The organism is Sedimentisphaera cyanobacteriorum (assembly GCF_001997385.1).
Classification (GTDB): domain Bacteria; phylum Planctomycetota; class Phycisphaerae; order Sedimentisphaerales; family Sedimentisphaeraceae; genus Sedimentisphaera; species Sedimentisphaera cyanobacteriorum.
Genome location: NZ_CP019633.1, coordinates 943,638 through 960,861, shown reverse-complemented (window position 1 = coordinate 960,861; position 17,224 = coordinate 943,638). Strand labels below are relative to the sequence as shown.

Sequence of the window (17,224 nt, the reverse complement as noted above, 5' to 3'; positions counted from 1 at the left end):
ACAATTTACATTTTGTTCGTTTCGCTTTTTCTCGGTTGCGCAGACAGGGAAAGGTTTGTGCCGCATATAGTAGATTCGCCTGAGATGGACAAGGCCGCATATACATTTGTAGGTGCAAGGCCAAGAACTGAGCAGCAGGTGGTTGAACAGCTCAGAGAGCTCCAGAAGGTGCGGATGGAGCCCTATACGATTGGAATGTCTGATGTGCTTGATGTGGAGGTGTATAACGAAACTGAGCTGAGCTCGACAAATCTGACAGTTCGTACAGACGGATGTATTTCTCTGCCGCTGGTCGGAGATATAGAAGTTATGGAGCTTTCTGTTTCAGAAGCCACCGCCAAAGTTGAAAAGGCTTACGAAAAGTATCTTGTGGAACCGAGGGTTACAATAAATCCTGTACAGATGAAAAGCGGAAGCTATACAATTCTCGGTAAAGTGGGCTCATCTGGAACTTACCCAATTTCAAGTCAGATGACTCTGCTGGATGCGATTGCAACTGCAGGAGGATTTCGAACTGGTATGTTTCGGGGAAATACCGTAGAAATGGCCGATCTTGAAAATTCCTATATAGTAAGGGACGGGAAAACTCTTCCCGTTAGTTTTGTAAAACTAATACGTGAACATGATATGCTTCATAATATACCCCTTCTCCCCGGCGACTATATATACATACCTTCCACAAGGAATCAGGAAATATATGTTTTTGGTGCAGTACCTTCTGCTGCTGCCTATGCGTATCGTGACAATATGACAGTCAGCCATGCAGTAACTTATTCCGGCGGCTTCAAAGTTGGGGCGAGAAAGAAAGATATAAGAATTGTAAGGGGCGGATTGAGCAATCCGGTAGTGTTCACTGTAAATTATCCCAAGATACTTGACGGCCAAATGCTGGACTTCAAATTGAAGCCCGGAGATATAGTGTATGTCCCCCAAACACATATAGCCAACTGGAACGATCTGATCAGTCAGATTATGCCTACTTTCGAAACACTTGATTACGCCGGCGTTACCAACAATGAGGAAAGCAGAAGGTGATAGAAGCGAAGTACATACAGTTTTTTCTGATTTTTATAACTGTTGTGCCTGTATGCTCTATTGTTATAAACCGCTTTCCTAAAACCTCATGGTTTTTTCTGGGCTTCTGCATATTCTTTACTTCAAAGCTGATAGATATAAATTTCTATTCGCATGAATGGTTTAGGGGCACTTCAAGGGGATTTGCTTTTGGTATGGTGGATATGACAGTTATTATACTGCTTACCTACGCAATATCAAAGAAGGATAAGTATCAGTTTACCGGTTTGCCGAAGGGCTCACTTATATTTGGTGTTTTTTTTGTTGGATGCGCTCTTTCGATGATCAATGCTGAAAACAAGCTTTTTTCAGGTTTTGAGCTCTTCAAGTTTATAAGGGTATATACATTTTTCTGGCTTATGAACAATCTTCTGGTTACCCCTAAAATAATAAGAAGAGCCTTTATATCCACTTCATTTATCGCTGTTTATATAGCAATTATTGTTGCCCAGCAGAAATATTTGATAGGCGAATTCCAGTCTTCAGGACCATTTCCGCATCAGAATTCAATGGTGATGTATGTTTCTGTTTTTCTTTGCGTACACTTTTCAATGCTGATGTCTTCAAAGAAAATTCCAGAGATGTTTTATTGGATATTTATAATAGGGCTGGAGTTTTTCTGTGTAGTTTCTAGCCTTTCAAGGGCCGGTATGTTGTGCACTTTTATAGGTGTATTTGTTGTTTTTCTTCAGCAGATATCGTGGAGATTCAGCCTTCGCAAGGTTTTTGTAATCACTCTGTTCGCACTTGCAGGGATAGGCGGGCTGTTTAAGGCGCTGGACTCTATAGTGGAAAGATTTGTTAATGCACCTGAAGCCTCAGCTGAAACAAGGGTTTCGCTCGCTATCTCAGCTCAGGAAATGGCAAACGATAATATTTTGGGTGTTGGGATTAATAATTTCACGCGTTTTATGACTACAGATTATCCATACACTGATCATATAGATGTAGAATGGGACGGGACGCCCGAAAACCAGGGGGCAATCGTGGAAACAGTTTACCTGCTGACAGCCGCAGAGACCGGCTGGTACAATCTCGGGATTTTTACACTCTTTATATTTTCATTTTATGCCAGAAATATTGTAAATATCTTTAAGGCGAAAGATATGAGACTTAAGGTGATTTCGATGGGGCTCTGGGGTGGCTTGACAGCCATATATATTCAATCCACACTTGAATGGGTTCTTCGGCAAACAAATAATTTGTATCAGCTAATGTTTGTGTTTGCTGTTATAAATTGTGTTGACAGAATAAACAGAAAAGGCACATTGCTCAAGCCTGCGGCAATGATGGGATAGATTTTTTGATATTCCCTTGGATAGTGATTTTTTAAGGTTATACAAATGGAAGATAAATTAAAGGTTTTGCTTGGCGGGGTACCGTTTGGGTGCAATAATGTTGGAGATGAGTGTATTCTCGAAAATGCAGTAAAGATTGTTCGTGAATATGCACCTAATTCCGAGATTACTGTAAGTACAGATGATAAGAAGCCTACTGAGAATAAATTGAATGTGAAAACAGTTCCGCTCGCCTATTTCGAGCCTGAAGCCGAATGCGGGAGTATGGATGCGGCTTTAGAGCAAAGCGATGTATTTATCTGGAGCGGGGCCACAGGGCTTTCAGACTATCCGCATATAACCACGAATATGCTTAATAAAGCTCAAAACGCCGGCACTAAAACCGTAATTTGGGGTGTAGGTATGAATACAAGTCTGAATCCGTTTATGTACAGGCTTCAGCCCGGTAAAATGAAAACTATGCTTCAAATAGCTGACGCATTAACTTTCGGGATTGCTGATTTTGTCAAAAAGACGAACGCAAGAATAGATAAAAGGATGCGGGAGAGGATTGCTCAATCTCTTCGCAATACAGACTTAACAGTTCTTAGAGATTTCCCCACAGAGCAGGAGGTTAAAAAATGCGGTAATGCAGGCAATCTCGTGGTTGGGGCGGATTCTGCTCTTATTCAGGAAAAGACTCCTTGGCAGGAGGCACCGTTTGCACCTGAGATATTTGAATTCTGTGATTCCCGAAAACCTAAAGTCGGCATCTGTATTTCAGCCCAGCGTCAGGTTGAAAACAGTAAAGGCCTTGTAGATTTTCTCAATAAACTCACGAAAGAAGGCATTGATGTATTGTTTGTTCCTATGAACCCCTTAACAGACTCTGAATTGATGGGACAGCTCAAAAATCAAATGAAGAATCCGGAAAACTCAATGCTGCTTGAGGGCAGATTTGAGCCTGCTGATATACTTGCCCTTATTTCCAATCTGGATTGTGTTATAAGCAGCAGGCTTCATCTTCTTATTCTTTCCTCGATTGTACAAGTACCTTTTATCGGCATAAGCAGGGGGTCTAAGGTGGATAATTTCCTTGCAGAATTTGGGCTTAAGTCTGCCGGAAATGTTGAAGACTGCGATTTTTCAAGCCTTTACGAACAGACTGCTTATCATCTCAATAACAGGGAAGAATTTAAAAAGAAAAGTATGTCTGTGCGGAAAAAGCTGTTAAAACGTTTGGATAATGCAAAATCCTTGCTGAAAGAAGTGCTTTCCTGAATAATAAATATTAGCTTTTTTGTTTACTGCTGCGGTTTCAATATAAACATAGTGAGAATTAAATGTCTAACTTAAGTGTTGCTAAAAGGATGTTCCTGAATACCCTGTCAAACTATGGGCTTCTGCTGTTCAATATGATTTCAATGATCATATTAGTAAGGGTTCAGTTTACGGGGCTTTCAAGGCAGGATTACGGCTTTTGGGGGCTTTTGTGGACGATATTCGGTTATTCACTTCTCCTTGATTTCGGCTTAGGGACAGCTGTTCAGAAATACGCAAGTCAGGTAACAGTAAATAAAAACTGGGACAGGTTCAACAGGCTCGTATCGACGGTTTTTTTCAGTTACTGGTTTATATCGCTTATCATCATAGCTGCTACAGTGATTATAAGCTTTTTCATTGAGCCTATAAGCAAACTCGAGCCGGGCAGTGATGTAGATTACTACAGAAAAGTTTTTCTGCTTTTCGGCTTTGGGACGGCTCTTATTTTTCCTGTTGGTTTCTCGCCCGGTCTTCTCAGAGGTATTCAGCTTATCTGGCTTAGAAATAATATAGATGCTGTTTTTGCAGTTATTAATCTTATTGTTATGGTCTGGCTTATAAAAAGCGGATACGGCCTCTGGGAAATGACAATTGCTACAGTTCTAAATCACGTAGGCAGCAAGATAGTTATGCTGATATACGCCTTTATAAAATTGGAGAATATGAAAATCGGCTTTCGGTTTTTCTCGCCTTCAATGATTAAGGAGGTTATGGGATTTTCGATATTCGTTTACCTTATAATCTGCAGCAAACTTATCATCTTCAAGACAGATAATTTGGTAATCTCTGCGAGTATCGGCGTGGCTTTTGTGGCTTATTATCAGGTTGCAAGCAAGCTGGGCGATGTTTTTCGCAGTTTTGCAATGCAGTTCAACGACAACCTCGGCCCGGTTGCCTCAGTGATGCACACCTCAGGCGACCTTGATTCTTTGGGCAGAATGCAGCTTTATTCCAGCAGGGTGATAGCTTTTATTTCTACAATGATGCTTGTTCCGCTGGTCGTCTTCGTCGGCCCGCTTTTTGAAACTTGGCTTGACCTTACAAGAACTGAAAGTCAGATATGCGCTGTAATCCTTCTGGTTTCACAATATTTTTACGTTGTGATGAGGAGCAGCTCTATCCAAATACTGCTTATGTGCGACCGTCAGAAGGAGTTGGCGATAGTTTCTGTGATTGAGTGTCTTGCGAATTTGTTAATTAGTGTTATACTCGTGAGAATGATGGGAATAATAGGCGTAGCTATCGGGACTTTAGTCCCAAATATTTTCTTCGGCTGTGTTTACAATGTACCGACAGCCTGCAGATTCGCAAAAGTATCGCCGCTTTATTTCCTGAGATATTCTGTGCTCGGAAGTTTGATGACTGGATTGGTAATAGGAGCAGTTACTCTTTTCCTTAAAGACACTGTTTACCATCTTATTGTTTCGGGGGTTTTGAATATTGCTGCAGACAAAGATGCAGGGATGATTGCAAGATATTTTGCTGAGCATTCAGGCATTCTCAAGCTTCTGGCTTTAGTGTTTTTATCAGCGCTGTCGTGCGGAATGTATATGATACTATTCTATGCAATCGGCATAAAAAAACAGGAGAGAACAGATTTAAACAAGCTTGTAGCGGATTTCTTTAATAAGAAATTGAAAGGGAGCTCTTGATGGGTGAACAAAATAGGATTTTAGTTATCGAAGACAACAAAAACGACAGTTCGCTTATAAAGCTGTCTTTCAAAAAATCCAGGCACTCATATCTGCTCAAGGCAGATTTTGCTGAGGACCTCAAAACCGGTTTGGATTTCATTCAAAATAACAGTTATAACCTTGTACTTACTGATCTTGGCCTTCCCGACAGTGAAGGGGTTGCTACGCTCACGAGCGTGAAAAAGAGTTCTGAAGATATACCGATCATTGTGCTCACAGGCCTTGATGACGACAAGATTGGCCTTGAATCCATAAAAAACGGGGCCTCAGACTATATCGTTAAAAACGACCAGATGATTCACTCTCTCCCGCAGTTCATACTTTACGCAATTGAGAGGAACAAAGTCGAAAAGAGGGTTCGTGAAGAAGCGGCTAAGCTCAAGGCGATATTTGCTAATATTAATGATGGTATAGCATCTGTAGGTGAGGATGGAAAGATAGTTGAAGTAAACAAACGCTTTGCTGACTGTTTTAATACTAAGAGAAGCTCGATTGTAGGCAAGTATTTGAAAGACCTCGGCGATTTTGGCACTTTTGTGGCAGACAAGATGAAAACTCAGCCTTGTAATGAGCCCTCTGAACCTTGCACTTACGAAATCGGCAAGCGGGTTTATGAGGTGAAGCTTAATGCAGTTCAGGGAGTGAACGAACTTAGCGGGTATATCATAACTCTTATGGATGTCTCTGAACTTCTCAGGGCAAAAGAAGCTGCTGAGAGAGCCAATCATGCAAAAAGCGATTTTCTTGCAAATATGAGCCATGAGATACGAACTCCAATGAATGCAATCATTGGGATTTCTCAAACACTTTCCAAATACAATCTGGACAACCTTACTGAGAAACAGATTGAAGGTCTTAAAATAATAAACGAAAGCGGACAGAGGCTTTTGCTTTTAATAAATGACATACTCGACCTATCCAAGATTGAAGCGGGCAGGCGGGACATAAAATACGATATCTTTGATCCCCAGGAGCTGCTTTTGCCTCTGAGAAGTGTGGCAAAGGGGATGGTCGGCGATAAAGAGGTGGAAGTTGCTCTTGAGATCGGCAGCTCCGTGCCCGATCTAATTTATTCTGATAAGCAGAAGGTTAATCAGGTACTTCTTAATATACTCGGCAATGCTGTTAAGTTCACTGAACAAGGCACAGTATATCTTAGATGCTCTCTAAGCGGCGATATGTTAAACTTTGAGATAGAAGATACTGGTATTGGTATTGACAAAGAAGATATGAACGGCATTTTTGATGAGTTCAAACAGGTTGACAGCTCTACTACAAAAAAATATTCAGGAACGGGTCTTGGTCTTGCAATATGCAAAAAGCTGCTTAAGCTTCTCGGCGGCGGCATTGATGCTGAAAGTGAGGTAGGCAAAGGCACTACTTTCAAGTTTTATGTTCCGGCTAATTTAGATAAGATCAAAGCAAAACACTCAAGCGGCTATCAGCTGCCCGGAGAGGAATACGATAAATCATCAGAGCCGCTGAATATTTATCAAAACGCAGAATTTGGAGAGTCCAAGGGTGAGGACACAGAGATAAAAATGCCTCGCGTTCTTTTGGTTGAAGACAACAAATTCGGCAGGATTACGGTGCAGATGATGATAGGGGATTTGTATAAAGTTGAAAGTGCAGAGAACGGCAGGGTCGCCCTTGATATGCTGGAAAGTTCAAGCTATGATGTTATACTTATGGATATAATGATGCCTGAGATGGATGGCGTAACAGCATTCAGAAAACTTCGAGAGAAAGGACTTGAAGTTCCCGTTATTGCGCTGACAGCTAAGGCAATGAAGGGAGACAGAGACAGCCTCCTTGCCAAGGGTTTCAATTCGTATGTTTCCAAGCCTGTTGACAGAGACACGCTCGTTGATGCAATACAGAGTATGCTTGATTGAACGTAGTCTGATTTGAGAATTTGAATATGCTTTTGAAAATTCAATATCATGCAGCTTTTGCTGCTGTTGTATCAACGATTATACTTTTTTTCCTTACGCATATCCCGGCAGATTGGCTGCCCGAGGCGGGAAATTATAATGATAAAACCGTTCATTTTGCAGCGTATTTTATGCTCGCTTTCCTTTATAATCTCAGTTTCAGCGCTGCAAGCTGGAAAAGTGTTTTAATAAGCCTTATGATTGCCATCCTGCTTGCAGGATTGGGCTATCTTGATGAATATACTCAGCAGTTTTTCGGCAGAGAATACTGCATCGCAGATTACTATGCAGACCTGAAGGGGATTATTTTAGGGACAGTTTCTGCGAAGGCGCTTAAAGTTGTGTATTATTTAATAACTGGCAAAATAAATTTTGTTTTGTCGAAGTAAGAGCGGCCAAAAATGAATAATATTGTCGATATGTTCCTCGAGCAGGCACAGGCAACGCCTGAACTCACAGTTCTAATTCAGGGTGAGCAAGCCCTGAACTACCGTCAGCTTGACAATGCATCTGAAAATATAGCCAAGATAATTGAGGATAAAGGTCTTGCCGGCCAGATTGTCGGAATCTATACTTCAAGAAGTATTGAGTTCATTGCCTCTGCACTTGGCATTATGAAAGCCGGCTGCATTTATGTGTCATTAGATTCCAAGCTCCCTCAAGCCCGTCTTGATATGATAATAAGAGATGCAGATATTAGGCTTGTATTTTCTCAGCCTGACATATCTCCTTTACAGTCTTCTGTATGTCCTGAAATTATCGATGTTGAAACAGACAGTATCAAAGAAAGCAGGCCTCTAAGAGATGATAATGCAATCTCAGATGAAAATTTGGCCTATGTAATATTCACAAGCGGTTCTACAGGCGAGCCCAAAGGCACTGTTATACCTCACAGATGCCTTGCTAATTTTATTAACTGGATGGTTGTTGCTTATAATTTCAAGGCAGGAACTAAAACTAGCTGGGTCGCCAGACCATCATTTGATGCATCGCTGTTTGAGATATGGCCATATCTCGCTTCGGGCGGGTCAATATCAATCCCCCCTGAAGAGCTTTTGTATGAGCCTCAAAAATTAGTAGAATGGGTAACAGAAAATAATTTGGATACCTGTTTTATGCCGACACCTTTAGCTGAGAGCTGTTTAGATTTGGATTGGCCGGAAGGATGCCGTCTGAAATACCTTTTCAGCGGCGGAGATGCGCTTCGCAAGGCGCCAAAGCCCGATGCACCTTTCAAAATGTTCGATCATTACGGCCCGAGCGAATGCACGGTAGTTTCAACCTATGCTGAAATAACTCATGAAAAAAGCGAAAATATATCCCCCAATATCGGCGTGCCTATTTCCGGTGCGAGGGTTTATATCCTCGATGAAAATCTAAACCCTGTGAAAGAAGGGCAGGTTGGCGAGATCTATATAGCTGGAGAAGGAGTTGGTAGAGGTTATTTAAATGATCCTGAGCTCACGAAAGCAAAATTTCTGCCGGATAAGTTTTCCAAAAGCTCAAAAAATAAAATGTATAAAACAGGCGATCTTGGAGCAAAACTCAAAGACGGCACCATTGAATTTCACGGCAGAACAGACCGGATGGTCAAGATTAGAGGCTTTAGAATTGAGCTTGGTGAAATCGAATCTGTTATATTGAGGCAGCCTTATATATCTGAGGCGGCAGTTGTTCTTCAGGAAGGCCAGGCATCGAAGAAGATCATTGCCTTTGCAGCAGCATCTGATAAGGATACTAAATGTTTGGAAAAACTCAAGAAGGCTGTCTCGGAGAATCTTCCTTCGTATATGATGCCTTCAAAAATTTTATTTTTGGATAGTCTTCCTAAGACGTTAAACGGCAAGATTGACCGTTTAGCCTTGGCTTCAGGAGAATATTTCAATCTGTCTGATAATAATGAAAATGCAGATCCAAAAGAACTTTCTGATAAAGAGAAAGCGATTTTTGAAATTTGGGAAGAAGTATTGGGCGATGATAACTTTTCCGCAGACACAAATTTTTTTGATGCAGGCGGGCATTCCCTAAAAGCGTTCAAGGTTGCTTCAAGAATCAATGAAAAGTTCGGCTGCAGCATATCAGTAAAAGATATATTTGATAATCCAACGGTCTTGTCTCTCACTGAAGCTGTGAAAAAGTCTGATAAGGCCTCGGTTATTGAGGTTGAAAGCAAAGGTCTTGAGAAAGCTCCCGCCACCCCCGGACAAATTCACATGAGGCTTTTGGATTCTTTGAGTGGCGATCTGAATGCATGCAATATAGTTTGTGATGTAAAGATAAAAGGACTGCTGGACAGGGCTGCTTTTGAAAAAACTATTAATTACATAATCGAAACTCAGCATTCTCTCCGAATGAGTGTTTATTTAGATCAGAACTCTAATGATTTTATGATTTCTGCTGATGATACGCCTCCCGTGAAGTGTTTAGATTATAAAGACCTTTCATATTTGAATGAAAATCAGATTCAGAGCAAGCTTTCTGAAATAATTGAAGAATTCAGGAATATTGACCTCAATCTGGATTCAGAGCCTGTATGCAGATTTTTTCTCATAAAACTAAGCACTAACAACCACAGGCTCGTTTCTGTGTTTCATCATGGCATTGCAGATGGTTCATCAGTTGGGATTTTTGTTAAGCTTTTAAAGGAATGTTATATATCATATCTTTCTGAAGATGAAACTCTCCCTCCACCCCCAGAAATAAATTATATCGATTATGCTGATTGGATTAACAGCTGGTTAGATGGCCGGGAAGCGGCCAAACAGCTGAAATTCTGGAAGAATAAACTTAAAGGTATTAGCGGAAAATTAGATTTGTCTTGTGTCACCCGCAGACCGGATTATCAAACCTTCAAAGGTGATAGAGAATACTTCTCATTAACAGAAAAGCAAAGCGGGCTTATCACAAATTTGTGCAGGTCTCTGGGGACTACTGAATACCCATTTCTGCTTTTAGCTTATGCAATTGTTTTAAGAAATAAATCGAATGATGATGATATTGTCATAGGTTCTCCTATCTCAAACAGGCCTGATCCTTCTCTCGATAAAATTATAGGCCTCTTCATTAATTCAATAACGCACAGGATCAATCTTGCTGAAAAAACTGGAATCAATGAACTCATTAAAAGATTGCATTCGGATACACTTGATGCATTTGAAAATCAGACATACCCGTTCGAAGAGCTGGTGGCCACTCTAAATCTGCCTAAGGATAATTCAAGGCACCCTGTTTTTCAGCATTATTTTATATTCCAGAATGCACATATACCTTACATCAATTTTGCAGGTTTGGAGCTTGAGCTTGATGAGATCGGCAACCATACCGCAAAGATAGATTTGACCCTAAACCTTGAAAATTCCAAAGGAATAATCAAGGGATGGTTTGAGTATAACACTGATTTGTTTTCAGAATCAGTTGTTAAAGGTTTAACTGATGATTTTATTGATACAGCAGAAAAGATGACTGCCGGCCGGGTTAATTATGTTTCTGATTTAATTTCTTTTGCACCGCTTCAATCTTCTCAGCGTAATTATAATTTCCAGAGTGTGCCTGAAAGGATCAGTCTTTTTTCATCAAACACCCCAAATAAAATTGCTGTTGAGCAGGGCGATTCTTCTCTAACGTACAAACAGCTCGAGAAAGCTTCTGATGCTTTGGCCAATGAACTAAAAATTTCAGGTGTGGAAAATGAATGCAAAGTTGGTATATACGGGGCAAGCTGTATTGAGTTTATAGTTTCCTGTCTTTCAGTTATGAAGGCAGGAGGATGTTTTGTTCCATTGGATGTTAAATATCCTAATGAAAGAATTGGCTGCATACTTGAAGACGGAAATATTGATATTGTTCTTAATTGCGCAGAAGCAGAATTTCCTCTAAAGACAAAGCAGATTTTGGACGTTGAGCTCCAAAAGCTTTTGAACTCTGATAATTACCCGCTGAATGTTTCTTTATCGCCTGATTTTCTTGCCTATACAATTTATACCTCTGGTTCTGCCGGCAGACCTAAGGGCGTTGAAATTGAGCACCGTAACCTTGCCTATCTGGTTGACTGGGAAAATGATTTTTACAGTTATACACCTAATGACAGGATGAGCCAGCTCTCAAGGGTTAGCTTTGATACATCGATTGCAGAAATATGGCCAACTTTATCTTGTGGAGCCAGCGTTCATATTGCTGAAGCGGATACCGTTTATAACCCTAATAAACTTATAAAATGGATTTGCGAGAATGAGATTACTGTTGCTGATGTAACAACACCTCTTGCAGAGATCGTTATCTCTGAAAACTGGCCGGATAATATCTCGCTCAGAATTATGAAAACAGGAGGAGACAGACTCAAAAAATTCCCCCTTGGGTCTTTGCCTTTTACGTTCTTCAATGAATATGGCCCAACTGAATGCTGTGTTACAAGCACTTCAGGAATAATCGGTCATAAAGAAGAGTCCGGTGAATTCCCGCACATAGGTAAAGCTGTTCCGGGAAGTTTTGCTTATATTCTGGACGAAAGCTTAAAACCCGTAGAAGAAGGCTGTGAGGGTGAGCTTTTTATCAGCGGCCCCTGTGTGGGCAGAGGTTATGTTAATCTGCCCGAACAAACTGCAGAACGTTTTCTTGATGACCCATTTGTGCCCGGGTTGAAGATGTATAAAACAGGGGATGTGGTTAGAAGAAGGCCGGACGGGAATATTGACTATATAGGCAGGAAAGACTTCCAAATACAAATACGCGGGTTCAGGGTCGAGCTGAGTGAAATCGAAAAGGCTGCCCTGAAGTATGAATTTGTCAGTCAGGCTGCTGCTGTTGATTTAGAATCAGCGGGGGCAAAAAAACTTTGCTGTTTTGTTACGTTAAATGAACAGAGCAATTTTGATAAGGATAAGCTTAAGGAAACGTTGATTAACAACCTGCCGGAATATATGATACCAGCTTATATCATACCTCTAGACGATTTCCCCATGAATACAAATGGCAAGATTGACAGAGAATTGCTAAAACATAAAGCTTACGAGTATGAAAAAAGCCTTGAATTATCCTGCGAGAATAAGCCGGCGATAAAAAGTAATACAGAAAAGGCTATAGCTGAGATCTGGTCTGAGATATTAGGGCATTCTAACTTTTCATCGGAAGACAATTTTTTCCAGTCAGGCGGTCATTCATTAATGGCGTTTAAGGTTGTTTCAAAGATTAACCATAAATTCGGAACAAATATAAATATCACAGATTTTTTCAAATCTCCATATATTTCTTCTTTAGCAGAAAAGGCAGACTCAAAATCTAATGAGCAGTCTGTAGAAATAGAACCAACTTATTTAAATGAATCTCCAGCTGTTCCTTCACAAATTCACATGTGGCTTTTGGATTCGTTTGTGCCCGAAATTAACATTTGCAGTATTATATGCAATTTTGAGATATTAGGAGAGTTAGACGTTGAGCTTCTTGAGCTTGCCGTTAAAAAGCTTGTCGAATATCAGCAGTGTTTGAGGCTGAAGTTTGAAATATCTGATTCGTATCTCATAAAGGAAAGCAAAGACCATCAAGTTGATTATGTTTTTCATGATCTTTCTAATATGCCGGATGATAAGGCTGAAGATTTATCTGAAGAGATTATCTGCGGGTTTAGAGATTCCAGATTCGACTTAAAGGAAGGCCAAGTTTGCAGGTTTTCTCTTATCAAATACGATTCTCAAACTTACAGCCTACTTGCAGGTTTTCATCATGCTGTATTCGACGGCTTCTCTCTCGGCGTTTTTGAAAAGCAGTTGAAGGGTATTTACGAAAATCTTTTAATCGGCGGCGACATAGAAAAATTCAGGCCGGAGATTTCATATTTCGATTATTCTCTATGGCTGCAGAAATGGCTGAGCTCTGAAGATGCTCAGTCGCAGAAAAGATTTTGGATAGACAAACTTCATGGAATAAAAGGACTATTAAAGCTCGACTGCACTTTACCCAGACCGGAAACTCAGACATTTGAGGGCAGAAGGTATTATTTTAATTTTGGAAAAGACAGAAGCGATGAGTTTCATAATTTCTGCAGCAGGCATTCGGTTACTGAATATATGCTTCTTCTCACTGCATACTCAATTATGCTTAGAAAACATTCTGAGACAGATGAGATAATAATCGGTTCTCCAATAGCAAATCGCCCTAATTCTCAAACAGAACAGCTTGTTGGGCTTTTTATAAACAGCATAGTACAAAAATTGAATGTTTCGAGGGGGAAAAGTGTCTTTTCGCTGCTGGATTCGATAAAAACTGACACCGTTCAAGCCTTTACAAATCAGAATTACCCGTTTGAAAATCTGGTGCAGGAGCTGAATTTGGTAAAGTATCCTTCAGCTCATCCGGTTTTTCAGCATTTATTCAGTTTTCAAAATGCTCATACGCCGGAATCAGAATTGGGCAGCTGCAGAATACGTGTTGATGATATTGGGAATAATACCGCAAAAGTTGATTTGACCTTAGATCTCGAATCTCGAGACGGAATTATTGAGGGCTGGTTTGAATACAATACAAATATCTTCAACTATTCTGTAATCAGCAAACTCTCCAATGAGCTGCTTGAGATAACTGATAAGATAATTGCCTCACCAAACTCTAATCTTTCTGATTTTCTGCCTTCAAGCACATTTGAGAATATAGAAAACGTTAGCACAGAAGACTCAGAGCTTGAAGTTCCGAAAAGCTTTGTCAAATATGCAGAATTGAATCCCGATAAACCCGCTGTTTGCGATTATTCACATTATCTTACTTACCAAGAGCTGGACAAGGTAACAGATCTGCTTGCCTCCAAGCTGATAAGTGCCGGGGTAAAGGCAGACAGCAGGGTCGCAGTTTTGTATGACAGAGGTATAGAATTTACTGCAGCTGCGCTGGCTGTGCTGAAAGCGGGAGGGGGGTATGTTCCTGTAGATCCGGATTATCCTGAGGAGAGAATAAATTATATAATTCAAAACGCTCAGGTGTCCTGCGTTTTTGCCTCGAAAAACCGGCATTATGAGAAATTATTGGAAGCAGTGCCTTTTATAGATGTTGATATAGAGCAATTGAAAAACAAAGAGAGGCAAAAGCGGATTTGTTCTGATGTTTCAGAGGAGAGCCTTGCTTATGTGATATACACTTCTGGTTCCACAGGAAGGCCGAAGGGGGTTGAAGTAGAAAGACGCAGCCTAAAGAACCTTATTAACTGGCAGGTGAATTTTTACAAGATTTCTCTTTCAGACAGAGCGAGCAATCTGGCAAGAACTTGTTTCGATACATCTGTCTCCGAGATTTGGCCTTATCTTATGGCCGGTGCAAGCGTTCATATACCGCCTGAGAGAATTATTTTCAATATCGAAAAACTGATTGATTGGCTTTGCGCTAATCGAATAACTATATGCGATATGACTACCCGTCTTGCAGAGCTTGCAGTTTTCGAAAATTGGCCTTGTGATTGCAGTCTAAAGGTTCTTAAAACCGGCGGCGAAAGACTCAGCAAGCGCCCGCCTGAGGGGTTGAGTTTTGATTTGTACAACGAATACGGGCCTACAGAATGCACCGTTATAGCAACCTGCGGCAAGGTTTCTCCAGCTGGAAGAAATGACGAATTGCCCGATATAGGTGATGTGATTTCTGGGAATAAGGCTCATATATTAGGTCCGGATCTAAAGCCTGCAGCTAAAGGCGGGCAGGGAGAGCTATGCATAAGCGGAAAAAGCGTAGCTCGCGGTTATCTCGGCCTTGAAGATGAGACGAAAGAAAAATTTGTCCAAAGCCCGTTTAACCCGGCAGAGAGAATGTATCGCACAGGTGATATAGTTTGCAGAAAGGAAAACGGGAATCTTGAGTTCATTCACCGGAAGGATTCTCAAATTCAGGTTCGCGGTTTTCGTGTTGAGCCCGGGGAGATTGAGAAGGCTGTTATGGAATACGCCGGGGTGAAAGAGGCGGCTGTTGCTGCATCAGATAGCTCCGGGTCAGAAAAAAAACTGCTGCTGTTTGCGGTTCCCGAAAAACGGCAGTCTTTCAAAGAAGAAGATCTGCGTGCTTATATTAGAGGCAAACTTCCGGATTATATGCAGCCCGCTCAAATTTTCACTATTGATAAAATTCCGTTAAACCAGAACGGCAAGACAGACCGTGATGCTTTGCTTAAAAGTGCCCAAGAGGGGCTATCGCAGAGCGAAAAGGCTGGTTCGGGTATTGTAATGCCTCGCAATCCTATGGAAGAAGTGCTGCGTGATATCTGGGTGCAGCTTCTGGAAAGGAGCGATTTCGGCGTTTATGACAATTTCTTCGACCTTGGCGGCCATTCGCTGATGCTGATAAAAATGGATTCCCTGCTTTCTGAACGAGGTCTGTTCGTTGGCATAGAAAAAATTCTTCAGTATCCTGAAATAGCCGGTTTGGCAGGTTTTCTTGATTTTAAGAACGCAGGGGGTGCTGACAGCAGTGAGGAAAAATGCCTTGTTGAGCTGAATAAAGGCAGCAGGCAGCGTTTGCCTGTTTATTTTATTCATTCGCTGAGCGGCGATGTGCTCGGCTATGCAAATATGGTTCATCACCTTGGCAAAGACCAGCCCTGTTATGGATTCCAGTCTGCCGGGCTGTCTGATTTGAATAAAGCCCATAAAACGCTTCCTGAGATGGCGGAGTATTACGTAAACCTGCTGCTTGATTTTCAGCCTGAAGGCCCGTATCTGCTTTTAGGATGGTGTTTTGGCGGCTTTATTGCTTATGAGATGGCTCAGATGCTCCAAGATATGGGCAGGAAGGTAGGTATGCTGCTTATGGTGGACGTTCCCTCAATGCCTCCTGCTGACATTAATCTGCCCTACTACTTTGACTTAGCTTGGAATTTGGCCTCGCTTGGACCTGTTGGTATGTTTAAGTTTATTATTTCTTATCTGAAAAAGCATAAGCAGTTTGAAAGCGTGGAGGAGATTATAGGGGAGCATTTCAGCAGGCAGGACGATGAAATCAAGAATAAATATGTTTCAAACAGAGAAGATGTTTATAAGATGAATCTCAATGCCGCCAGAACCCATAAAATACATAAATACGATGGGGATATAATACTCTGCACCGCTTCAGAAAGAGAGCATTGGCTTCTAAGGGGAGCTGCGCTTGGATGGAAGAATTTTGTTAATAATGTAGAGCTTAAAGTGATTCCCGGCGACCACGGTTTTATTATCAGGAAGTCGAAAGTTTTGCCGGCATTCATCAGGGGAAAAATTGATCAGATTATCCAAGCAAACTGAAATGCTAAGAGCCCTTGCTAAGAGCTGGAGAGAAATACTCCCTTCTGATGTTCGTTTTGAGATTGCCCAATCTTCAGACTACACCAGCGAGCTTTCTGCATTAGAGAGAGAGGCCGTCAAAGACGCTCGAAAAAAGAGGTTAGAGGAATTCTCTGCCGGCAGGCATCTGCTCAAAAAAATATTGTCCAGTATGAGAGTCTCTTACAGCGACCTTACTGTAAACTCCAACGGCAGCGTTAAAGCCCCAAGCGGTATAACATGTACAATTTCCCATTCAGGCGGGCTGGTTTTTGCAGCCGCTGCTCAGAAAAGCAGTTTCAAAAGCATAGGGGCGGATATGGAGCTTTTGAACGATATAGACGCAGAAGATTTGAAAAATTTTCTTCCTCACAGGGAATACTGCCAGATTGTTTCAGACCGCAGCAAGCAAAGGGCGGGGATATCATTTTCTCTGAGGGAATCTGTTGGCAAGTGTTTCGGGAATATTGAAGACAGGTTTATGAATTTTGACGAGATCATACTTGATTACCGCAATAACGGGGCTGTTAAGATTCTGCCGAATTCAAATTATATGCAAAAAAATTTTTTACGTGATTCAGGCGTCTGTTTCTATTATGATTATATGGTAAGTAATGGTTTTATTTTAACTTTCTTCTGCATAAACTTTCATTGAAAAGCAT

At 41.1% G+C, this 17,224-nt stretch carries 8 protein-coding genes; all 8 read left to right on the top strand.

Features of this window, described 5'->3' with window-relative positions; genetic code table 11:
* Nucleotides 1–57: 57 nt before the first annotated feature.
* The 8 genes from L21SP3_RS03690 (at nt 58) to L21SP3_RS03655 (ending at nt 17,217) form a co-directional block, all read left to right on the top strand.
* The gene (locus L21SP3_RS03690) at nt 58–1,035 is read left to right on the top strand and encodes a polysaccharide biosynthesis/export family protein (RefSeq protein ID WP_161488080.1); all 978 of its coding nucleotides are present in this window, start codon (nt 58–60) and stop codon (nt 1,033–1,035) included.
* A complete protein-coding gene (locus tag L21SP3_RS03685; RefSeq protein WP_077539406.1) occupies nt 1,032–2,372 on the top strand; it encodes an O-antigen ligase family protein in 1,341 nt (446 codons plus the stop codon). Before L21SP3_RS03690 ends, L21SP3_RS03685 begins: the two co-directional genes overlap by 4 nt.
* Nucleotides 2,373–2,417: 45 nt before the next feature.
* On the top strand, nt 2,418–3,632 hold the full coding sequence (locus tag L21SP3_RS03680; protein ID WP_077539405.1) for a polysaccharide pyruvyl transferase family protein: 1,215 nt from the start codon (nt 2,418–2,420) through the stop codon (nt 3,630–3,632).
* Between the two features lie 62 nt (nt 3,633–3,694).
* On the top strand, nt 3,695–5,326 hold the full coding sequence (locus tag L21SP3_RS03675; RefSeq protein WP_118084513.1) for a lipopolysaccharide biosynthesis protein: 1,632 nt from the start codon (nt 3,695–3,697) through the stop codon (nt 5,324–5,326).
* Nucleotides 5,326–7,263 carry a response regulator gene (locus L21SP3_RS03670; RefSeq protein ID WP_077539403.1) on the top strand — a complete coding sequence of 646 codons (1,938 nt, stop codon included), beginning with the start codon at nt 5,326–5,328 and terminating at the stop codon, nt 7,261–7,263. The genes L21SP3_RS03675 and L21SP3_RS03670 overlap by 1 nt, the downstream gene beginning before the upstream one ends.
* A 26-nt stretch (nt 7,264–7,289) precedes the next feature.
* Nucleotides 7,290–7,691, top strand: coding sequence for a VanZ family protein (locus L21SP3_RS03665; RefSeq protein ID WP_077539402.1), 402 nt, complete (start codon nt 7,290–7,292; stop codon nt 7,689–7,691).
* Between the two features lie 12 nt (nt 7,692–7,703).
* Nucleotides 7,704–16,544, top strand: coding sequence for a non-ribosomal peptide synthetase (locus tag L21SP3_RS03660; protein WP_077539401.1), 8,841 nt, complete (start codon nt 7,704–7,706; stop codon nt 16,542–16,544).
* On the top strand, nt 16,519–17,217 hold the full coding sequence (locus L21SP3_RS03655) for a hypothetical protein (protein WP_123785124.1): 699 nt from the start codon (nt 16,519–16,521) through the stop codon (nt 17,215–17,217). The genes L21SP3_RS03660 and L21SP3_RS03655 overlap by 26 nt, the downstream gene beginning before the upstream one ends.
* The last annotated feature ends 7 nt before the right edge of the window (nt 17,218–17,224 follow it).